Here is a 20114-nt window from a genome sequence, read left to right on the forward strand (position 1 = left end):
TGCAGACCCAGCACGATACGCTCGCCGACGTCCTCGACGCCGATCAGATGGCGGAGCTGCTCGAGCACCGCCATCTGATCGGCGTCGAGGACGTCGGCGAGCGTATCGTGCTGGGTCTGCATGAGCTGTTGCCAGGCCTGATGGCGGGCGTCGCGGCTGTCGAAATCCCGCGCTCGCAGAGCCTGGGCCCGTTCGCGGAAATCGTCACGGGCGGTCTGCAACCGGGCACGCTGGTCGTCGCTGAGGTTCCAGCTCTTGAACAGGGCGGCGAACAGTGCCTGGGGATCACGCCGGTCGGCACCGGGGCCCGGAGCTGGGCCGCGGAGAGCATCGCGCGGCCCGCGATGCGTGAAACCGGGGCCGTCGCGGTGCGGTCCGGCGAAGGTGTCGAGCGCGGCGAGCTGCTCGGCGGAGAGAATCTCGGCGAGTCGTTCGTGATGGGCCTGGCGGAGTGACTGGCGCTGTTCGCGGTAATGGCGCTGCGCCTCGTCGAAGGCCTGACGGGTGGCATCGTCCAGGTGCCAGCTATCGAACAACACCTCGAGCCGATCTTGGGGGCCGGCCATCGGGGGCGGACAGGGGGCGTCGACCGGCGCGGCCTGGGCCAGGGCGATGGGGCCGCCGGCGAGCAGGGCGGCGAACAGGGCAGCGGTAAGGCGGGTCTTTTGCATGACGGCGTCTCCTGAGTAGTGACACCGCCAGTATCGGCCCGGGATGTGCAGGCGCTGGGCAAGAAGCACGCATATTCCGTGCAATTGATTGCACATTGCCTGCGCAATCGCTCGTTTTTCCGGCGCGGCCGGCGGTCACTCCTCGGGCTGGTACTTGTAGCCGACGCTGTAGACCGAGCGGATGATCTCGCGCTCGGGCCAGATCTCGGCGATCTTGCGCCGCAGCTTCTTGACGTGGCTGTCGACGGTGCGCTCGGAGACGATGCGGTGGTCGCGGTACATGTGGTCCATCAGCTGCTCGCGGGAGAAGATCCGCCCCGGAGAGTGCATCATCACCCGCAACAACTGGAATTCCACGGCGGTCAGCCCCAGGTCCCGGCCATCGGCGAGCGCGCGCCAGCCCTCCTCGTCGAGTACCAGCGACGCCGCCACGCCGGAGGGCTCCGGGGCATCGGGCTGACTGACGCGGCGCAGTACCGCCTTGACCCGGGCGACCACTTCGCGCGGGCTGAACGGCTTGCAGATGTAGTCGTCGGCGCCCAGTTCCAGACCCAGCAGGCGATCGACCTCCTCGACCCGCGCGGTGAGCATGATCACCGGCATCCGTGGCCAGCGCTGGCGAATCTCGCGACACAGTGTCAGGCCATCGGTGCCGGGCAGCATCAGGTCGAGCAGGACCAGTGCCGGCAGTGCCTCGCCGGGGCGGTCCGCCAGCCAGGGCATGACATCGTCGCCATGCGCCAGATGATCGCTGGCGAAGTCGCTGCCGGCCAGGTAGTCGGCGAGCAGCCGGGCGATCTTGGGTTCGTCCTCGACGATCAGGATGCGTTCGTTCACCGCGCGGTCTCCTCGGTTCATCGTCGCCCCACCCGGCTCAGTCGGGTTCGGCGTGGCTCGTCGTGGGCGTGGCGAGCGGGAAATGCAATGTCCAGCGTAGTCCGCCCAGCGGCGAGCGGGAGGGGATCATGCGCCCGCCGTGGATCGCGACCAGGGCGCTGGCGATCGACAGCCCCAGCCCGCTGCCGCCGCTGCGCCGGTTGCGTGAGGCCTCGACCCGGTACAGGCGTTCGGTGAGGCGCGGCAAGGCGTCCTCGGCGACCCCGGGGGCGCTGTCCTCCCAGATCACCCGGCATTCCGCCTCGTCGCTTTCCAGAGCCACCCGCAAGCGCCCCGGGGTGTCGGTATAGGCCAGGGTGTTGGCGATCAGGTTGGTCCACAACTGGCGCAGGCGCTGCCCGTCGCCCTCGATCAGCGCCGGCCCGACGATGCGGGTTTCCAGGGTCAGCCCGACATCGTCGAGCCAGCCGCGGGCCTCGTCGAGACGCGCGCCGAGGCTCTCGGCCAGGTCCAGCGGCCGGCGGTCGGCTTCCAGGGTCCCGGCGTCGCTGGCGGCGAGCAGGCGCAGGTCGCTGACCAGGCGCTCCAGTTGCGCGACTTCCTGGCTCAGCGACCCCAGGTTCTCGGCGTCGGCGCGGCGGATGCCGTCCTGCATCGCCTCGATCTCGCCGCGCAGCACCGCCAGCGGGGTACGCAGCTCGTGGGCGATATCGGCCACCCAGCGCTGGCGCGAGCGTCGGTTGGCCTCGAGCGTTTCGGCGAGCAGGTTGAAATCGTGGGCCAGGCGGGCGAGCTCGTCGCGACCGCGTTCGGCCAGGCGCACGCTGTAGTCGCCTTCGGTCAGCCGCCGCGTCGCCAGCGCCATGCCCCGGGTGCGGCGCCCCAGCCACCATGCCAGCCCCCCGGCGAGGAGCAGCGACGCCAGGGCCAGCGAGGCGACGATGATCGACAGGTTGCGCTGCTGGCGGTCGAGGAAGATGCGATCCATGCGCGCCATGAGGGCCCGCGGCGGACGGTAGTCGAGCTCGCCGACGGGCTGCCCCTGACTGATGATGGGGACACGCTTGAACGCACCCGGCGGGTCGCCAGGGCCATCCGGACCACCGGGGTCACTGGGGCCCTGCGGCCTGCCGGGGCCCTCCGGACCGCCGTGTTTCCCGGGCCTTGGCGGGCCGATCACGATGCGCCCCCGGGCATCGCGAACGATGAAGTCGCGGGGTGTGCCCAGTTCGCGCTGCAGGTCCTGCGAGGGCTGGCGCTCGCCCGGCCACAATTGGCGATGCACCAGTTGAAACCAGGCGCGCGGGTTGTCGCGCAGCCATTGCCAGTCGCCGCGGTTCGCATAGGCCTCGCCCAGCGCGGTGGCCAGCGTCTCCGCGCGGTTGGCCTGGCTGCGCTCCAGATAGTCGAGGAAGCCCTGGTCGAGGCTGCGCGAGACGAACAGGAAGATCAGCCCGCAGGTCAGCACATTGACCAGCAGGATGGTGGCGAAGAGTTTCAGGCCCAGCGGCGAGAGGCCGGGGCGGGTGAAGCGCTTCATCGCGGCGGCTCCTCGGCCGTGCATGGGTGAATCGCGACCGGCGGGTTCGAAGAGGGCATGTAAGTGACGCGGTGACGAACGAACCTTCATCATCGCCGATCGGCGTGCCGGGCGTCGCCGGTAAATGTGCAAGCTCGATGGAAGTCGTCAGGGGGCGGTCTCGCCGACGATCAGCTCGGTTTTCAGCAGCCGCGATTCGCGCGGTGTCAGGCCCAGGATCATCGAGGCCGCGACGCGCCCCTTCTCGACGCTGTCCTGGCGCACCGTGGTCAGCCGCGGGGCTCGGTACTGGCCTTCGGCGATGCCGTCGAAGCCGGTGATGCGCAGATCCTCGGGAATACGCAGGCCGCGCTGTTCCGCCAGCGTCAGCACGGTCAGGGCAATGCGATCGGACATGCACAGCAGCAGGTCGGGGCGTTCGTCGTCGGGCAGGTCGAGGATCTCGGCAATGACCGGCGCGCAGACATCGAAGGTGTTCTCCTCGATGTTCCACATGGGCACCTCGTCCGGCACGAAGTGGTGTTCGCTCAAGGCCTCGTGGAAGCCGGTCAGACGTACCCGGGTGATGGTCTGCGATTCGCTCAGCAAGGGCTGGTCGATGACCCGGCCGTTGCAGGGTTCGAGGGTCGAGCGCAGATTGATGATCGCCGGGCGGCTCGGTCGGTGGCGCAAGGCGTGCCGCGCGATGGTCAGGCAGGCCGCATGGTTGTCGATGTGCACCGAGGCCTGTCCGGCGAGATCGAAGTCGACGGACATCAATGGCCGCTGAGAGGGCAACTGCTGGTGCATTTCCGGATCGGGCAGCAGGCCGTAGACGATGAAACCGTCGGCCATGCTGGCCGATTCCAGGCGCAAGCCCCCCCGACTCGGCAGCAACAGCAGGGTATGGCCATGCGCGTCCAGGACTTCGGCGACGCCGGCGAGAAACTCGCTGGCCACGGCGTCGTTGAGGCTATAGGTCAAGCTGTCGGCGAGGACCACCGCGATGATGCGCGAGCGCCCGGTGCGCAGGCTGCGCCCCCGGGCATCGGGACCGAGATAGCCCACGGCCCGCGCCTCGCCGAGAATCCGGTCGCGCAGCGCCGGCGACAACTGGTCCGGGCGGTTGAAGGCATTGGACACCGTGGCGGTGGAAACCGCGAGCCGGGCGGCCAGATCCTTGATGGTGATGCGGCGATTCGGTGGGGTCACGGCCTGTCTCGTTGCGGGTCGAAGGGGCAGAATACCTGTCTGCCCGCATACTCTCTAGGGCCCTCAGTGGCCCGATGGGCGACGCTCGACTCGCGACCCGGGCCCATCGATCAGGCGGCATGGCGCGCCTGTGCCAGGGGCAGCGCCCGGCCGTCACCGTCGAACAGGTGCACGTTCTCGAGCGCCGGCGCGAGGGCGGCGCGCTGACCGATTTCCCAGCTTCCCGGCGCCTCGCTGCGATGGATCAGCAGCGCCTCGTTCGGCCCGGCGTCGAGATAGACGTAGACCTCGTTGCCCAGGTATTCGACGTTGACGACCTCGAAGGCATTGTAGCCCTGGGCCTGGGCGAGACACAGGTGTTCGGGGCGGATGCCGAGGGTCAGCCCGGTGCCTGGGGCAAGGCCCTGGCTGGACTGTGGCAACGACAGCTCGCCGATGCCCTCGACGTCGACGCGGCAGCCGTCGGTACCGCCCTCGCGCAAGGTGGCGGGCAGGAAGTTCATGGTCGGCGAGCCGATGAAGCCGGCGACGAACTGGGTGGCCGGCTGCTGGTAGAGGGTCTGGGGGCTGCCCACCTGTTCGATTCGCCCGCCGTTGAGGACCACGATCTTGTCGGCCAGGGTCATCGCCTCGACCTGATCGTGAGTCACGTAGATGACCGTCGAGCCGAGACGCTGGTGCAACCGGGCGATCTCGTTGCGCATCTGTACGCGCAGCGAGGCGTCGAGGTTGGACAGCGGTTCGTCGAACAGCAGGATGCGCGGCTCCCGGGCCATCGCCCGACCCATGGCCACGCGCTGGCGCTGGCCGCCGGAAAGCTGTTTGGGCTTGCGTTCGAGGAGTTCCTCGAGCTGCAGGATGCGGGCGGTCTCGATGACCCGGTCGCGCACGGTCTGCTCGGCGGTCTTGGCGAGCTTGAGGCCGAAGGCCATGTTCTCGTAGACGGTCATGTGCGGGTACAGGGCGTAGGACTGAAAGACCATGCCCACGCCCCGCTCGCGAGGCGGCAGGTCGTTGACCACGCGCTCGCCGATCTTCAGATCGCCGCCGCTGATCGATTCCAGCCCGGCGACCAGCCGCAGCAGGGTCGACTTGCCGCACCCGGACGGGCCGACGAAGACCACGAACTCGCCGTCGGCGATCGACAGGTCGACGTCCTTGATGATGTGAGTGTCGCCAAACGACTTGTTGAGCTTGTCGAGCGTCACGCTTGCCATGAGTATGCTCCTGGCCGGCGCTTCGGCACCGGCGGCATGTCGTCCAAAGTGAGATCAGTCCAGGCGCAGGAAGGCGGCCTGGTAGCCCGGCAGATGCAGGTCGCGCTCCGCGAGTTCTGCCGTGAAGCCGGGCACGTCGAGCAGATGCCCCGCCTCGGGAAGACGGCAATCCCGGGCGGCGCCGGCAAGATTGAACACGCACAGCAGGCGCTCGTCGCCCCGTTCGCGCACGAAACCCAGCAGTTCGTCGCCGACGTCGACCAGCCGCAGATCGCCGTCGAACAGGGCCGGCTGCCGGCGGCGGAAGTCCAGCAACGCACGCAGGCCGTTGAGCAACGAATCGCCGCTTGCCTCCTGGCGTGACACCGCGCGCCGCCGATGGCGCGTGTCCACCGGCAGCCAGGGTTCGACCCGGGAGAAACCGCCCCGGGCGTCGTCGGTCCAGGGCATCGGGGTGCGACAGCCGTCGCGGCCCTTGAACTCCGGCCACAGGACCTTGCCGTAAGGGTCCTGGATGCGCTCGTAGGGCACGTCCGCTTCCGGCAGGCCGAGTTCCTCGCCCTGATAGAGACAGACGCTGCCGCGCAGCGACAGCAGCATGGCCAGCGCGACCCGCGGATAGGCGTCGGGGTCCTCGTCGCCGCCCCAGCGGGTCGCGCTTCTGACCACGTCGTGGTTGGACAGCGCCCAGCAGGGCCAGGCATTGCCGGCGATGCGCTGGAAGCGTGCGATCACTTCGCGAATGTAGCCCGGGGTGTGCGGGGTGTTGAGCAGATCGAAGGTGTAGGCCATGTGCAGCTTGTCGCCGCCGGCGGTGTACTCGGCCATGCGCTCGAGGGGCTTGTCCTCGCTGATCTCGCCGATCGTGGTCGTGCCCGGGTATTCGTCCATGAGCGCCCGCAACTGCACGAGGAAATCGAGGTTCTCCGGCCGACTCAGATCATAGACGTGGCGCTGCCAGGTGTAGGGGTTGGCCTCGGGGGCGCCCAGGGTCCGTGCCTCGCCGGGTTCGAGGGGCGGGTTGTCGCGCAACGCGGGATCGTGAAAGTAGAAGTTGACGGTATCCAGGCGGAAGCCGTCGACGCCCAGGTCGAGCCAGAAGCGCATGTTGTCGAGCTGGGCGGCGCGTACCTCGGGGTTGTGGAAGTTGAGATCCGGCTGCTCGACCAGGAAGTTGTGCAGGTAGTACTGGCGGCGCCGGGAGTCGAAGGTCCAGGCCGAGCCGCCGAAGATCGACAGCCAGTTGTTGGGCGGCGTGCCGTCGGGCTTGGGATCGGCCCACACGTACCAGTCGGCCCTGGGGTTGGTTCGATCGCGCCGGCTTTCCTGGAACCAGGGGTGCGTTTCCGAGGTGTGGCTGATCACCTGGTCGATGATCACCTTCAGGCCCAGGGCGTGGGCGCGCGCGAGCAGCGCCCGGAAGTCGTCGAGGGTACCGAACATCGGATCGACGTCGCGGTAGTCGCTGATGTCGTAGCCGAAATCGGCCATCGGCGAGGTAAAGAAGGGCGACAGCCAGATGCCGTCGACACCGAGCGAGGCGACGTAGTCGAGTCTTTCGGTGATGCCCGGCAGGTCGCCGATGCCATCACCGTTGCTGTCCAGAAAGCTGCGTGGATAGATCTGATAGATGACACCGCCGCGCCACCAGTTCAGGTTGTCCTGCATGTATGAGTCCTTGAATTCGTGGAGAGAAGGCCCGCGTTAGCCTTTCACCGCGCCGGCGGTGAGGCCCGAGACGATGCGTCGCTGGAAGATCATCACCAGCACCACCAGCGGCACGGTGACGGTGACCGAGGCGGCCATGATCGGCCCCCAGGGCAGCTCGTGCTGGCTGCCGCCGGAGATCAGCGCGATCGCCACGGGCACGGTGCGTTCCTCGTTGGTGAGGGTGAAGGTCAGGGCGAAGAGAAATTCGTTCCAGGCGGCGATGAAGGCCAGCAGGCCGGTGGTGGCCATGGCCGGCCACATCAGCGGCAGGAACACGCGGGTGATGGTCACCCAGGGCGTGGCGCCGTCCATGATCGCCGCCTCTTCCAGCTCCTGGGGGAGCTGGCGCATGAAGGTGGTCAGCACCCAGACGGTGAACGGCAGGGTGAAGATGGTGTAGCTCAGGATAAGCCCGCCCGGACTGTTGTAGAGATTCAGCGTGCGGATCACCTCGAACAGCCCCGAGAGCACGGCGACCTGGGGAAACATCGATACCCCGAGCACGATCATCATCACCGTGGTGCGACCGCGAAAGCGCACCCGGCCCAGGGCGTAGGCGGCGGTGATGCCCAGCAGCAGGGCGATGGCCACCACGCTTACGGCGACGATGATCGAGTTGACGATCGCCTGGACGAAGCTGTCCTGCGAAAAGATGGCGCGGTAGTTGCTGAAGTCCACGCTGCTCAGCCAGTAGTCGACCCGGAACAGCTCGCTGGAGGGCTTCAACGAGGTGATCACCGCGTAGTAGAAGGGAAAGACCGCATAGACGAGCAGGATGGCGACCAGCAACCAGAAGCCGGTGCGCTTGATCAGGGGCTTGGCGTGTTTGGCGCTCATGGATCACCTCCCAGCTGACGGCGGCCGAGGTAGAGATAGATCACGGTGACCAGGGCGATGATCAGGAACAGCAGGGTCGAGGCGGCGCTGCCGTAGCCGACGTCCTGGAACTCCACCAGTTGCTGGCGGGCGTAGATCGACATGGTCATGGTATTGGTCGAGTTGGACGTCAGGACGTAGATGACGTCGAACACCCGCAGGGCATCGAGCAGGCGGAAGATCACCGCCACCAGCAGTGCCGGGGTGATCAACGGCAGGGTGACCCGGAAGAACACCTTGACCGGGTGGATGCCGTCGACCTCGGCGGCTTCGAAGCAGTCGCGGGGCAGCATCTGCAGGGCGGCCAGCACCAGCAGCGCGACGAAGGGAATGGTCTTCCACACGTCGACGATGATCACCGCCCACATCGACAGGTCGGCGTCGGCGGTCCAGGCCAGGGGCGCGTCGATCAGACCCAGGGCCATCAGCAGGTGGTTGATGATCCCGAACTGGTCGTTGAGCATCCACGCCCACATCTTGGCCGAGACGATGGTGGGGATCGCCCAGGGGATCAGCACCGCCGCACGCACCAGCATGCGTCCCTTGAATTCGGCATTGAGAATCAGCGCGACGATGATCCCGAAGACCGTTTCCAGCGATACGGAGACGGCGCTGAAGAACAGGGTGTTCCACACCGATTGCCACCAGGCGGGATCGGTCAGCAGGCCGTACCAGGCCCCGTCGTCGTGGACCAGGTAGTTCTCGAGGCCGATGAAGCTGGCGCCGGTGGTGTCCGCCAGCGAGGCATCGGTGAAACTGAAGTAGAAGGTGCGCACCAGCGGCCAGCCGGCGACCAGCGCCAGGGTGACCAGCATCGGCACCAGGAACAGCCAGGCCGCGCGTACGCGCTGCCGGCGAACCTGAGTGCCCCGTTGAGCCCCCCGACGCGTCGGCGCCGGGGCGGGAGTCGAGTGAGAGTCGCTCGTGGCCATGATCAACCTCGGGTTACCAGCGGCGGCGCTTCATGCGCTCGAGTTCGTGCTGCAAGCCGGAGACCGCCTGTTCGCCGCTGGTGTCGCCGGCCAGCACCTGGTGCGCCGCATTGAAGAAGGCGTTGCTGACGCGACCGTACTTGTCGCCGGTGGCGGCGGAGGGACGGGCCACGGCGTGGGAGAAGGTGTCGTAGAGCTTGCCGAAGAAGGGCACCGCGGCGAGCACCTCGGGGTCCTGGTAGAGCGACTTGATGGTCGGGTTGTAGGACCCCACGATGGCGCGGCGCTTCTGCTCCGCCTCGGAGGTCAGGAACTTGACCAGTTCCACCGCCAGATCCGGGTGCTCGCTGTAGCGGGAGACGGCCAGGTTCCAGCCACCCAGCGTGGCGGCGCTGGTGCCGTCCGGGCCGTGGGGCAGGGTAGTGACGCCGACCTTGTCGCGCACGTCGCTGTCCTCGCTCTGGGTCAGTGACCAGGCATAGGGCCAGTTGCGCATGAACACGGCATTGCCGGACTGGAAGACGCCGCGGGCCTCTTCCTCGGTGTAGTTGAGTACCCCGTCGGGCGAGATGGTGCCGATCCACTGTGCAGCCTGGTCGAGGGCGGCCGCGGCGTGCGGGTTGTCGATGGTGATCTCGCCCTGGTCGTCGACGATGGTGCCGCCACCGTGACTCGCTACCCACTCCAGCGCGTTGCAGGTCAGGCCCTCGTAGGCCCGGCCCTGGAAGACGTAGCCCCACATCTTGTCGTTGCCGGCCTGACGCTCGCCCTGCTGGATCGTCTCGGCGGTATCGGTCATGGCCTGCCAGGTCTCGGGCAGGTCCTGGTCGTACTTGGCCAGCAGGTCCTTGCGGTAGTAGAGCACCCCGGCGTCGGTGAACCAGGGCATCGCCACCAGCCGGCCGTCGATGGTGTTGTTGTCGACGATTGCCTGGAAGTTGCCATCGACGACGTCCTCGCCGCCCAGCTTGCGCAGATCGACCAGATGATTGGCCAGCAGGCCCGGCCAGACCACATCGATCTGCATGATGTCGATATCGCTGGAATGCGCGGAAAGAATCTGCTGATAGAGCGACAGTCGCTCGGTGGAGGAGTTGGGCGTGGAGACCACGTCGACGCTGTGGCCGGTCTGTTTCTCCCAGGCGGCGACGCCCTCCTTGCAGAGTTGCAGTTCCGCGCCCACGGCACCGCAGGAGATGGTCAGGTCGGCGGCGTGGGCCTGGCCGACGGCGGCGCCGGCCAGTGCGATGGCGGGGATCAGTTGGCGAATCATGGCGAATACCTCCGGCATGGGTTGTTGTTGTGCGGGAAGCCCGTGCCTCCCGAGTCATGTCAGTGACGCTCTCGTTACCTCATACTCGTTGCGTCATATCGAGTCTTAAACGTTTAAGTTCGTTAACGTTAGTCGCCCTTGCCGCCTGCCGACAACCTAGACTTTGGTGGGGTGAAGGCGGAGTTCATGGACGGAATTAGACATTGGTCAAAATTGGCGTTGTGGGTTTTGAAGCTCTTCACTTAAACGTTTAAGTTTAAGCTCGCTTCGCCGTGGCGCCTGCCGGGCGAGGCGATGACAACAACCACAACGGGAGTCATTCCATGTCACGTTTTCCGACTCGCACGCCACTGACCCTTGCCGTCGCCCTGGCATCGCTGAGTGTCGTGTCGACCGCCGTCGCCCAACCCCAGAGCCTGGAGGCCAGGCTGGCCGCCCTGGAAGCGCGGATCGCCGCCGCCGAACAGCGCGCTACCGCCGCCGAACGGCGCGCCGATCAGGCCGAGGCGGCGCTGGATGCCCTGGATGATGCCGATCTGGAGCAGCGCCTGGCCGATGTCGAGGCACATGCCGACGGCGATCTGGGGCTGTCGCTGAATGCCTATGCGCGCTCGGGACTGTTGCTGGACGACCACGGCAAGAGTGCCCCGGGCGGCCCCTACCTGACCCCGGCGGGGAGCACCGGTGGCGCGGTAGGGCGCCTGGGCAACGAACCGGACACCTACGTCGAGACCACCCTCAACTACAAGCAGCGCTTCGACAACGGGGCCCGCTCGCACTACCGGATCATGCTGGCCGACGGGGTCACCACCAGCAACGACTGGACCGCCGACGAGTCGGACCTCAACGTCCGTCAGGTCTATGCGCAGTTCAGTGACCTGCCGAGCTTCACCGGCGCCTTCGAGGATGCCAAGATCTGGGCCGGCAAGCGCTTCGACCGGGACAACTTCGATATCCACTGGCTCGACAGCGATATCATCTTTCTCGCCGGCACCGGCGCCGGGGTCTACGACATTCGCCTCAGCGACGCCTGGACCACCAACGTCTCGCTGTACGGGCGCAGCTTCAGCGACTACCCCGTGACCGGCAGCGACAGCCCGGGGCTGACGGGCAGTACCGACAACCTGATCTTCACGCTCAACAACCACATCGGCGACTGGCAGTGGATGGTCAATGGCCTGTCGGCCAACGACAACGACGAGCGCGATACGGGGAGCGAGGCCACCGCGGCGGACAGCGGCTTCCACACCATGCTGGCCTATCACGGCGACAGCTTCTTCGGGGTCGGCGAGGGCAGCTTCAAGGCGGCGGCGCTCTATGGCCGGGGGCTCGGTGCCGAGGTCAAGTCGCTCGGTTCCGACGGCAACCTGCTCGATGACGCCGAGACCACGCGACTGGCGGTGTATGGCACCACCTACCTGGCCCCCCGCTGGCGCCTGGCGCCGGCCGTTCTCGCCCAGCACAGTGCGGATCGTTACGCGCGTGGCGACAGCTACGACTGGGCGACCTTCAACGCCCGCCTGGCCAACGAACTGACCGAAAACTTCGAGATGCAGTACGAGGCCAGCTACCAGTGGATGGACCTCGACCCGCAGGGCTACCAGGGGCACAACGCGGTGGATGGCGCCTATACCAAGCTGACCGTGGCGCCCACCTTCAAGCCCCAGGTCGGTGGCTTCTGGCAGCGGCCGGAAATTCGCCTGTTCGCCAGCTGGAGCGACTGGGACAGCGAGCTCAACGACTTCGCCGGCGACGACGCCCTGGGGGACGATACCTTCAACGGCGGTGAGTGGACCTTCGGCACCCAGATGGAACTCTGGTTCTGAGACGCGCCACGTCATCGCGATGATCGATCGAGCCTGGCCCGCCACCTGAGTGGCGGGCTTTTTTGCGGGTTACAACGACAGCAGCAACAGGATCAGCGGCGGCGAGAGCAGCGACAGCAGGAAGCCGCTGACCACGGCGATCGGCACGCAGGCCACGCTCCCGTATTGCTGGATCGCCGGCAGGGTGAAATCCATGGCGGTCGCGCCGCCGAAGCCGATCGCCAGCGGCGTGGCACGACGAATCAGCAGCGGGATCAGCAGGAAGGCCAGCAGCTCGCGGGCCAGGTCGTTGAAGAAGGCCGCGCCGCCGAGCACCGGCCCCAATTGATCGCCGATCAAGATCCCCGACAGCGAATACCAGCCGAAGCCGGATACCATCGCCAGCCCCTCGTTCCAGTCGAGATCGAGCAGCGGCGCGGCCAGCAGCCCGGCGAGCAGCGAACTGGCGACGACCGTGAGGGCGATCGCCAGACCGTGACGGTTGAGGAGAATCTGCCGGAGCGGCATGCCCGAGTTGCGCAGTTGGCAGCCGATCAGCGCGAGCAGGGCATAGAGTACCCAGGTGGCGAGGTGCTCGGCGAGTTGGGGCGCCTCGGCCCAGCCCAGCGCCTTCAGGGCCACGCCCAGGACGATCCCGGCGACCACCACGCCGGCCAGCGACAGCGAGCCGGCCATCGCGGCGAGCTTGCTGGTCGGCGCGTTGGGCACGCTGGGCGAGGTGCCGGCATGCAGCTTGCTGCGCCGCGACAGCGCATAGAGCGCCACCAGGTTGACGGGGGTGATCACCGCGAACAGCGTCGCGGCCTGACCGCTCATACGGGCGAGCTGGCCGCCGAGATCCTCGAAGCCGGTCAGGCTGATCCCCATCAGACCGAGGATGGCGTAGATCGAGCCGTTGACGCTGCGGTCGATCGCCCGCTGCACGCCGTCGTGGGTCACCGGCACCAGATAGCCGAGAATCAGCGGTAACAGAATCCAGAACAGGCCGGAAAGCATCCACGCTCCTTGGGCGGTCGCCATGACAGGGGCGCCTACTCTAGCAGAGCGCGGAAGGCTTTCGGATGCGGCCGGCACGATGATCGCTGATGGGGTATCAGCGTGAGTGATGGGCCGCGGGGTCGCGGTCGAGCGAGATCAGCTCCAGGGTACTGACGACCTTCCCCTCGCGCCGGTACTCGGCGCCCAGCAGCAACCCCGGAAGTTCGGGGGTGAAGCGCAGCAGCAGGTGGCGGTCGGGCTTGTCGGGTCGCCAGGTATCGACCCGCACGCTGGGGAAACGATGGCCGGATGCGAGGGTGTCGCCGCGTTCGGTCACGCGGTAGTCCAGGGTGACGGTATCGCCCCGGTGATCGAGATAGCGCAGCGTACACGGCTCGCTGTCCGCCCCCACGCAGGAAGCCGCAGGCGCCCGGCGCGCCAGCACGATCAATGCCGTCTGGCGATCCGGAAGGTCATCGAGTTCACGGCCGCTGAGCCGATAGTCGTCGCCCAGCCCGAACAGCCGATAGCCGCTGGTGTAGAACAGCGCATCCAGATGGTCGCCGGCGAGACGAAAGCGGCTCAGCTCGTGGCCTTCGGCGACGGCGATGCTCGCCCGCATGGCGCTTTGCCACTGACCGCCGTCATGGGTCAGCCGATGGTGGAGGGTCACGTCCGGCCAGCCGTCGACATGCAGGCGATAGGTCGCCGAAAAGGGCGCGAGCGAGGCGGCGGCCCGGACGGCCTGGGGGAGCGCGAGGCACGCCAGCAGAACCACTGCCAGGGCATGATTGCGCCACCGGGCCAGCGACGAAACGGACATGGCAGCTCCTCGATGCGTCGATGCTGGTGGGACTCCGCGCCGGTCGGTGTGTTCCCGTCGCTGCGACTCGGCGTTTGCCGGCGCGCCTGCTAGGCTTGAAGCCTGCCCACCGGTTGAACCCCATCATTCACCCTTCAGGAGAACACCGTCATGGCCAAGATTCTGTTGATCGCGGGGGATTTCGTCGAAGACTACGAGATCATGGTGCCGTTCCAGGCCCTGCAGGCCATGGGTCATGCCGTGCATGCCATCTGCCCCGACAAGCGCGAGGGCGACAGCGTCAAGACCGCGATCCACGATTTCGAGGGCGATCAGACCTACAGCGAGAAGCCCGGTCACGCCTTCACCCTCAATGCCACCTTCGCCGAGACCGATCCCGCCGACTACGACGCCCTGGTGGTGCCGGGTGGCCGCGCGCCCGAGTACCTGCGGCTCAACGAGCGGGTGCTCGAGGTGGTGCGCCACTTCATGGACGCCGACAAGCCGGTGGCGGCGATCTGCCACGGCGCGCAGCTACTGGCCGCCGCCGTGTCGCTGGAAGGGCGCAAGGTCTCGGCCTATCCGGCCTGCGCGCCGGAGGTGCGCCTGGCCGGCGGCGACTACGCCGACATCGCCGTGGACCAGGCCGTCACCTGCGGCAAGCTGGTCTCCGCCCCGGCCTGGCCGGCCCATCCGGAGTGGCTCAAGCAGTTCAGTGTGCTGCTGGCGTGAGGCGGCACCAAATCATGTAGCGCCGCCCGTGCGGCCGTCCAGCGGGCCTGGCTGTCGTCCTTTGCCCATTCCCTTGGCGTTCGTCAGCCGGCGGCCCTGGCCCGGCCATGACGTCAGCGGCAGTTTCAGGCTCTGGTTCGAGGTTGTGAAAGGTAGCGACTCGTGAGAACTGACGGCCTCCGGGCGCGCCTTGTTCGGAGGTCAACAGCAGTACGCCGGTTGGTGCCATGGTGGCCGGTCACAAGCCGCTCAATGGGGGCGGCGTTGATCGCCGCTACACCCAGGGCGTGTGCTCCGGCAAGTCGGCAAGGCGCTGACCGATCAACTCGCCCAGGATGGCGATGCCCCGGGTGATGCGCTCCGGTTCGACGGTGACGAACGATAGCCGCAGGGTATTGGTCTGTGGCGCGTTGGCATAGAACGACTCGCCCGGGACGAAGGCCACACGGCGGACGATCGCCTCAGAAAGCAGCTCGGTGCTGTCGATTCCAGCGGGCAGAGTTAACCACACGAACATGCCGCCCGCCGGCCGCTGCCAGTCGACTCCTGGCGGCATTGACTCGGCCAGGGCGGTCAACATCGCCTCGCAGCGCTCGGCATAGCGCGCGCGGATATGCGGCAAATGCGCTTCCAGCAGGCCGGTTCTGACGCACTCGTGGACCACTCGCTGGGTGAAGCTGGGGGTGTGTAGATCGGCGGCTTGCTTGACCTGCACCAGCTTGGCGATAAGCGACTCCTCGGCGATCACGTAGCCAAGGCGTAGCCCTGGCGCAAGCACCTTGGAGAAAGAGCCGAGGTGGATCACCCGCTGCGGCGCCAGCGAGAAGAGGCTGGGCAGCCGGTTGCCCTGATAGTCGAGTTCACCGTAAGGATCGTCTTCTACGATTGGCAGGTCGCGTTCCAGAGCGATCCTTGCCAAGGCCTCGCGCCGTGCCATCGGCAAGCGCCGACCGGTTGGGTTCTGGAAGTCGGGAATCGCGTAGAGGAAGCGGGCCTTCTCTGTAAGCCTCGCGTCCAGCGCCTGGGGCACCAGACCGTCGGCGTCGCTCTCCACCGAAACGTAGTCCGGCTCGAACAGCGAAAATGCCTGCAGCGCCCCGAGGTAGGTAGGCGTCTCGACCAGCACTCGGCTGCCGGGGTCGATCAGGGTCTTGGCGATCAGGTCCAGTGCCTGCTGCGAACCTGTCGTCAGCAGCACTTGAGCGGGGGAGACCTCCATGCCGCGGCGGGCCATGTGCTCGGCGATCCAACGACGCAGCGGCGCGAAGCCCTCGGTGGGGCCATATTGCAGGGCCGCTTCGGGGTCGTTGGCCATTACCCGTGCCGTGGCCTCGCGTAGTGCCTCGACCGGAAAGGATTGCGGTGACGGCAGGCCGCCAGCGAAGGAGATGACATCGGGCTGTTCGGTGACCTTGAGTATTTCGCGAATCACCGAACTCGACAGGGCGTCTGCCCGCTGGGAAAACGGCCAGGGCATGGAGGCCTCGAGGAAGAATTAGCAATCGAATCATTTTATTCGCCGTGCATGACGCACACAAGCGTGCCTCAAGGCCGAATCCGGTACCCGGTACGGAAGATCCACGCCACGATGCCCAGGCACACGCTCAGGAACAGCAGGATCATCCCCAGGCTGGCGAACAGGCTGACGTCGGCGAGGTTGAAGAAGCTCCAGCGGAAGCCGCTGATCAGATAGACCACCGGGTTGAACAGGGTCAGCGTCTGCCAGAGCGGCGGCAGCATGTCGATGGAGTAGAAGGTGCCGCCGAGGAAGGTCAGCGGGGTGATCACCAGCAGCGGCACCAGTTGCAGCTTCTCGAAGTTGTCGGCCCAGATGCCGATGATGAAGCCGAGCAGGCTGAAGGTGGCCGCGGTGAGCACCAGAAACAGCACCATCCATAGCGGATGGGCGATCTGCAGCGGCACGAACAGGCTCGCCGTGCCCAGTATCAACAGTCCCAGAATGAGCGACTTGGTGGCCGCGGCGCCGACGTAGCCGAGCACGATCTCGAAGTGCGAGACGGGCGCCGAGAGCAGTTCGTAGATGGTCCCGGAGAACTTGGGAAAGAAGATCGCGAACGAGGCGTTGGACACGCTCTGGGTGAGCAGCATCAGCATGATCAGCCCGGGGACGATGAAGGCCCCGTAGCTGACGCCCTCGATCTCGGTGATGCGCGAACCGATGGCGCCGCCGAAGACCACGAAATACAGCGAGGTGGACAGCACCGGCGAGACCACGCTCTGCAGCAGCGTGCGCCGTGCCCGGGCCATCTCGAAGCGATAGATCGAACGTACCGCGATGAGGTTCATTGGCGCTCCCTGACCAGGTTGACGAAGATATCTTCCAGCGAGCTCTGGTGAGTATGCAGATCCTTGACCTCGATGCCGGCGCCGGTCACGGCGTTGAGCAGCCCGGCGATCCCCGTCTGCTCGCGGCTGGCATCGTAGCTGTAGACCAGGGCATAGCCGTCGTCGGCGAGCTCCAGCGGGTAGCCGGCCAGCGCCTCGGGCACCTGGCCGAGCGGCGCCTGCAGCTGCAGGGTCATCTGCTTGCTGCCCAGCTTGCGCATCAGCGCATGCTTCTCGCTGACCAGCACGATCTCGCCCTTGTTGATCACCCCGATACGGTCGGCCATCTCTTCGGCCTCCTCGATGTAGTGGGTGGTGAGAATGATGGTCACGCCGGCGTCGCGCAGCCCGCGCACCACGTTCCACATGTCGCGGCGCAGTTCGACGTCGACCCCCGCGGTGGGTTCGTCGAGAAACAGGATCTGCGGCTCGTGGGACAGTGCCTTGGCGATCAGCACACGGCGCTTCATGCCGCCGGACAGCGTCAGCAGCTTGTTGTTGCGCTTGTCCCACAGGGCCAGGTCCTTGAGCACCTTCTCGATGTGCGCCGGATTAGGCGGCTTGCCGAACAGCCCGCGACTGAAGCTGACGGTGTTCCACACCGTCTCGAAGGCGTCCGAGGTCAACTCCTGCGGCACCAGGCCGATCCGCGAGCGGGCGGCGCGATAGTCGCGGACGATGTCGTGGCCGTCGGCGAAGACCCGCCCGCCGCTGGGATTGACCAGCCCGCAGATGATGCTGATCAGGGTGGTCTTGCCGGCACCGTTCGGCCCGAGCAGGGCGAATATCTCGCCGCGCCGGATCTCCAGGTCGATGGGCTGCAGGGCCTGGTAACCCGAGGCATAGGTCTTGGTGAGGTTCTCGACCCGGATGATCGGCGTCGCGTGTCCGGTGTCCGGCGCCGTCGCGGGGGACGGCTGTGTCGCGGTCGGCATATCGGTCATGGGTGTGCTTCCGCAGTAGGGACTCGCCGCGTGGGCGTGGTGACGGCACCTTAGCACATCGCCGCCGTCGGCAGGCTGCTAGGCGCTGTCGGCAAGGCGGCGTAGCGGTGCCGCCTGCTGTTGCAGCCAGTCGACGAACGCCTGCAAAGGCGCCTGCGCCAGGGGCGATTCGCGGCTGATGATGACGTACTCGGCGCCCGTGGGCCGCATGCCGAACGGGGCGATCAGTCGCGCGTCGCGCAGATCGTCGTGGACCAGCGGCAGCGGGCCGATGGCCGTGCCCAGGCGGTCGATCGCCCCTTGCAGCGTGAAGTAGAAGTGGTCGTAGTATTGCTCTCCGGCGTTGCGGTAGGGCGTTTCGCTGGCCCGGCACCACTGTGCCCAGGCATCGGGCCGGGTGCGGCTGTGCAGCCAGCGGGCCCGGGACAGATCGCGGCCCAGGGCCTCGTGCCAGCATTCGGGGTGGCACACCGGCCCGGCCAGTTCGGGGCACAGCGGCGTGATCGTCACCCCGTCGGGGCGCGGGAAGTCGAGCCGGCGTATCGCCAGGTCGCAGGCCGAGCGCTGCAGGTCGATGGGACCACCGGCGGTATGCAGGTCGACCATGGTCGACGGCTGGGTGCTGCGCCAGTGGTCGAGCCGCGGCATCAACCAGCGCATGGCCAGCGATGGCTCGCAGGACACGCTGAGCGTGACCGGGCCGTCATCGCGATTGAGTCGCTCGAGACCCGATTCCAGGGCGTCGAATGCCTTGTCGGTGGCCGTCAGCAGGCGGCGTCCGGCTGCCGTCAGACTGACGTGACGTGCGTGGCGTTCGAACAGCGCGACACCCAGGCGTTCCTCGAGCCGGGCGATCGCGCGACTGATGGCGCCATGGGTGACATGCAGTTCCTCGGCGGCACGGGTGAAGTTGCCCAACCGGGCGGCGGCCTCGAAGGCGGGCAGCGCGGCGAGCGGGGGGAGCTGGCGAGACATCGGTGAGTGTCGCTCACGGCAGCGGTGAAAAACGGTCGATTCCGTCGCCGCCCACGGCGGACGACAATCGCGGGATCGCGGTCATTCAGGACAGCTTACTATGCTTCATCTTCCGGTTGAATTGCTCGCCGTGGCGGGCATCACGCTGCTGGCGGTCGTCAGCCCCGGCCCCGATTTCGCGTTCATCGTGCGTTGCGTGGTGACGCGTGGCAGTCGGGCGGGGTATCTGGGCGCGGCGGGGATCGCCACCGGCATTGCCATCCACGTCAGCTATACCCTGCTGGGCTTTGGACTGGTGCTGGCACGGCACGCCTGGCTGATCGACATCGTGCGCTACCTGGGGGCGGCTTATCTGATCTGGCTGGGCCTGGGTGCCTGGTGGCCGCGCGATCGCGGTGACGCGAACGCGCAGACTCGCGATGTCCAGCGTGCCAGTGGCCAGGTTGCCGCCTGGCGGCAGGGGCTGCTGTGCAATCTGCTCAACCCCAAGGCGATGCTGTTCATCGTCGCGCTGTTCAGCCAGGTGGTGGCCACCGACACGACCTGGGTCGTGCGCTGCGGCTACGGCGTCTTCATCGTGTTGGCGCATCTGGTGTGGTTCGCCCTGGTGGCCCGGCTGCTGGCTCTGCCCGCCTTTTCGCGAGCCATTACCCGCGGCGCCGGGATCATCGACCGAGTCGTCGGCGGCCTGCTGGTGGCGCTGGGGATCCGCATGGCCAGTCTCCCCTGAGCGGGGACGAGTCGGGCTATTGATTATCAGGCTAAGTATCTGGCAGAATACCTAGCATGATAAGTATTGAGTGCTTCGACCGCCTGCCCCTGGGGCTGAAGATCGCCTCCCTGGACCGTCACTGGCGCGCTCAGCTCGACGCGGCCATGCAGCCGCTGGGCCTGACCCAGTCGCGCTGGGCGGTGCTGCTCCACCTCGAACGCCTCGGTGACGGGGCGACCCAGTCGGCCATTGCCAACGACCTGGGTATCGAGCTGCCCTCGCTGATGCGCACCCTGGAAAACCTCGAAGCGGCGGGGTTGCTCGAACGCCGGCGCTGCCAGGCGGATCGTCGGGCACGCAGTGTCACCTTCACCCCGGCGGGGCGTACCGCCCTCGAACAGGTGCGCGAGCGCGTGGAAACGGCGCGTCGCTGTCTGCTGGCGGACGTCGATGCCGACGACCTGCGCGCCTTCGAGCGGGTGGCACGACGCATCTTTCTCAATACCCACCGAATCGACTGATACCTCGCAGGACGCTTGCACAAGAGAGACC

General features: G+C 66.9%; 18 protein-coding genes and 1 pseudogene. 4 read left to right on the forward strand and 15 right to left on the reverse strand.

From position 1 onward, the window contains the following. From D0901_RS18645 to D0901_RS18685, 9 genes and pseudogenes are all read right to left on the reverse strand, one after another. Nucleotides 1-671: pseudogene (locus D0901_RS18645) on the reverse strand (hypothetical protein); the annotation flags it as partial. Nucleotides 672-806: 135 nt separating this feature from the next. After that, nucleotides 807-1529: a response regulator gene (locus D0901_RS18650; protein ID WP_129141809.1), complete on the reverse strand. Its 723-nt coding sequence runs from the start codon at nucleotides 1527-1529 to the stop codon at nucleotides 807-809. Nucleotides 1530-1545: 16 nt separating this feature from the next. After that, on the reverse strand, nucleotides 1546-3048 hold the full coding sequence (locus D0901_RS18655) for an ATP-binding protein (protein ID WP_129141810.1): 1503 nt from the start codon (nucleotides 3046-3048) through the stop codon (nucleotides 1546-1548). Between the two features lie 147 nt (nucleotides 3049-3195). After that, nucleotides 3196-4239 carry a LacI family DNA-binding transcriptional regulator gene (locus tag D0901_RS18660; RefSeq protein ID WP_233440474.1) on the reverse strand — a complete coding sequence of 348 codons (1044 nt, stop codon included), beginning with the start codon at nucleotides 4237-4239 and terminating at the stop codon, nucleotides 3196-3198. A 110-nt stretch (nucleotides 4240-4349) separates the two neighbouring features. Continuing rightward, nucleotides 4350-5456 carry an ABC transporter ATP-binding protein gene (locus D0901_RS18665; RefSeq protein ID WP_129141811.1) on the reverse strand — a complete coding sequence of 369 codons (1107 nt, stop codon included), beginning with the start codon at nucleotides 5454-5456 and terminating at the stop codon, nucleotides 4350-4352. 54 nt (nucleotides 5457-5510) lie between these two features. Beyond that, nucleotides 5511-7124, reverse strand: coding sequence for an alpha-glucosidase (locus D0901_RS18670; RefSeq protein WP_129141812.1), 1614 nt, complete (start codon nucleotides 7122-7124; stop codon nucleotides 5511-5513). 36 nt (nucleotides 7125-7160) lie between these two features. Next, nucleotides 7161-8003, reverse strand: coding sequence for a carbohydrate ABC transporter permease (locus D0901_RS18675; RefSeq protein WP_129141813.1), 843 nt, complete (start codon nucleotides 8001-8003; stop codon nucleotides 7161-7163). Next, the gene (locus tag D0901_RS18680) at nucleotides 8000-8974 is read right to left on the reverse strand and encodes a carbohydrate ABC transporter permease (RefSeq protein ID WP_129141814.1); all 975 of its coding nucleotides are present in this window, start codon (nucleotides 8972-8974) and stop codon (nucleotides 8000-8002) included. The genes D0901_RS18675 and D0901_RS18680 overlap by 4 nt, the downstream gene beginning before the upstream one ends. Before the next feature lie 13 nt (nucleotides 8975-8987). Next, a complete protein-coding gene (locus D0901_RS18685; RefSeq protein WP_129141815.1) occupies nucleotides 8988-10247 on the reverse strand; it encodes an ABC transporter substrate-binding protein in 1260 nt (419 codons plus the stop codon). Nucleotides 10248-10570: 323 nt separating this feature from the next. Here D0901_RS18685 and D0901_RS18690 point away from each other — a divergent pair, with 323 nt between their 5' ends. Further along, complete coding sequence (locus D0901_RS18690; protein ID WP_129141816.1) at nucleotides 10571-12073, forward strand: carbohydrate porin; 1503 nt, start codon at nucleotides 10571-10573, stop codon at nucleotides 12071-12073. A 69-nt stretch (nucleotides 12074-12142) separates the two neighbouring features. Here the strand turns inward: D0901_RS18690 and D0901_RS18695 are convergent, their stop codons facing one another. Together D0901_RS18695 and D0901_RS18700 are read right to left on the reverse strand one after the other, a co-directional pair. Then, nucleotides 12143-13069 carry a LysO family transporter gene (locus D0901_RS18695; RefSeq protein ID WP_129141817.1) on the reverse strand — a complete coding sequence of 309 codons (927 nt, stop codon included), beginning with the start codon at nucleotides 13067-13069 and terminating at the stop codon, nucleotides 12143-12145. A gap of 97 nt (nucleotides 13070-13166) precedes the next feature. After that, nucleotides 13167-13874, reverse strand: a complete 708-nt coding sequence (locus D0901_RS18700) for a hypothetical protein (RefSeq protein WP_129141818.1) — start codon at nucleotides 13872-13874, stop codon at nucleotides 13167-13169. A gap of 150 nt (nucleotides 13875-14024) precedes the next feature. On the opposite strand from D0901_RS18700, the gene D0901_RS18705 reads away from it, so the two are divergent. Further along, nucleotides 14025-14585, forward strand: a complete 561-nt coding sequence (locus D0901_RS18705) for a DJ-1/PfpI family protein (RefSeq protein WP_129141819.1) — start codon at nucleotides 14025-14027, stop codon at nucleotides 14583-14585. Nucleotides 14586-14859: 274 nt separating this feature from the next. Here D0901_RS18705 and D0901_RS18710 read toward each other — a convergent pair whose 3' ends face one another. The 4 genes from D0901_RS18710 to D0901_RS18725 form a co-directional block, all read right to left on the reverse strand. Continuing rightward, nucleotides 14860-16062, reverse strand: coding sequence for an aminotransferase-like domain-containing protein (locus tag D0901_RS18710; RefSeq protein WP_129141820.1), 1203 nt, complete (start codon nucleotides 16060-16062; stop codon nucleotides 14860-14862). Nucleotides 16063-16130: 68 nt separating this feature from the next. Further along, entirely contained in the window at nucleotides 16131-16892 is a 762-nt protein-coding gene (locus tag D0901_RS18715; protein ID WP_129141821.1) for an ABC transporter permease, read from the reverse strand. Next, nucleotides 16889-17866, reverse strand: coding sequence for an ABC transporter ATP-binding protein (locus D0901_RS18720; protein ID WP_129141842.1), 978 nt, complete (start codon nucleotides 17864-17866; stop codon nucleotides 16889-16891). Before D0901_RS18720 ends, D0901_RS18715 begins: the two co-directional genes overlap by 4 nt. 87 nt (nucleotides 17867-17953) lie before the next feature. Next, nucleotides 17954-18850 carry a LysR substrate-binding domain-containing protein gene (locus tag D0901_RS18725; protein ID WP_129141822.1) on the reverse strand — a complete coding sequence of 299 codons (897 nt, stop codon included), beginning with the start codon at nucleotides 18848-18850 and terminating at the stop codon, nucleotides 17954-17956. A gap of 100 nt (nucleotides 18851-18950) precedes the next feature. Between D0901_RS18725 and D0901_RS18730 the strand changes: the two genes are divergently transcribed. Beyond that, nucleotides 18951-19580, forward strand: coding sequence for a LysE family transporter (locus D0901_RS18730; RefSeq protein ID WP_129141823.1), 630 nt, complete (start codon nucleotides 18951-18953; stop codon nucleotides 19578-19580). Between the two features lie 56 nt (nucleotides 19581-19636). Beyond that, complete coding sequence (locus D0901_RS18735; protein ID WP_129141824.1) at nucleotides 19637-20083, forward strand: MarR family transcriptional regulator; 447 nt, start codon at nucleotides 19637-19639, stop codon at nucleotides 20081-20083. Nucleotides 20084-20114: the final 31 nt, after the last annotated feature.

This window comes from Modicisalibacter coralii, from assembly GCF_004117855.1.
Taxonomy (GTDB): domain Bacteria; phylum Pseudomonadota; class Gammaproteobacteria; order Pseudomonadales; family Halomonadaceae; genus Modicisalibacter; species Modicisalibacter coralii.

Bases quoted from the DNA above. Each gene is read 5' to 3' on its own strand.
- D0901_RS18650 (WP_129141809.1), bottom strand. From the start codon at position 1,529: ATGAACCGAGGAGACCGCGCGGTGAACGAACGCATCCTGATCGTCGAG.
- D0901_RS18655 (WP_129141810.1), bottom strand. From the start codon at position 3,048: ATGAAGCGCTTCACCCGCCCCGGCCTCTCGCCGCTGGGCCTGAAACTC.
- D0901_RS18665 (WP_129141811.1), bottom strand. From the start codon at position 5,456: ATGGCAAGCGTGACGCTCGACAAGCTCAACAAGTCGTTTGGCGACACT.
- D0901_RS18670 (WP_129141812.1), bottom strand. From the start codon at position 7,124: ATGCAGGACAACCTGAACTGGTGGCGCGGCGGTGTCATCTATCAGATC.
- D0901_RS18675 (WP_129141813.1), bottom strand. From the start codon at position 8,003: ATGAGCGCCAAACACGCCAAGCCCCTGATCAAGCGCACCGGCTTCTGG.
- D0901_RS18680 (WP_129141814.1), bottom strand. From the start codon at position 8,974: ATGGCCACGAGCGACTCTCACTCGACTCCCGCCCCGGCGCCGACGCGT.
- D0901_RS18685 (WP_129141815.1), bottom strand. From the start codon at position 10,247: ATGATTCGCCAACTGATCCCCGCCATCGCACTGGCCGGCGCCGCCGTC.
- D0901_RS18690 (WP_129141816.1), top strand. From the start codon at position 10,571: ATGTCACGTTTTCCGACTCGCACGCCACTGACCCTTGCCGTCGCCCTG.
- D0901_RS18695 (WP_129141817.1), bottom strand. From the start codon at position 13,069: ATGCTTTCCGGCCTGTTCTGGATTCTGTTACCGCTGATTCTCGGCTAT.
- D0901_RS18700 (WP_129141818.1), bottom strand. From the start codon at position 13,874: ATGTCCGTTTCGTCGCTGGCCCGGTGGCGCAATCATGCCCTGGCAGTG.
- D0901_RS18705 (WP_129141819.1), top strand. From the start codon at position 14,025: ATGGCCAAGATTCTGTTGATCGCGGGGGATTTCGTCGAAGACTACGAG.
- D0901_RS18710 (WP_129141820.1), bottom strand. From the start codon at position 16,062: ATGCCCTGGCCGTTTTCCCAGCGGGCAGACGCCCTGTCGAGTTCGGTG.
- D0901_RS18715 (WP_129141821.1), bottom strand. From the start codon at position 16,892: ATGAACCTCATCGCGGTACGTTCGATCTATCGCTTCGAGATGGCCCGG.
- D0901_RS18720 (WP_129141842.1), bottom strand. From the start codon at position 17,866: ATGCCGACCGCGACACAGCCGTCCCCCGCGACGGCGCCGGACACCGGA.
- D0901_RS18725 (WP_129141822.1), bottom strand. From the start codon at position 18,850: ATGTCTCGCCAGCTCCCCCCGCTCGCCGCGCTGCCCGCCTTCGAGGCC.
- D0901_RS18730 (WP_129141823.1), top strand. From the start codon at position 18,951: ATGCTTCATCTTCCGGTTGAATTGCTCGCCGTGGCGGGCATCACGCTG.
- D0901_RS18735 (WP_129141824.1), top strand. From the start codon at position 19,637: ATGATAAGTATTGAGTGCTTCGACCGCCTGCCCCTGGGGCTGAAGATC.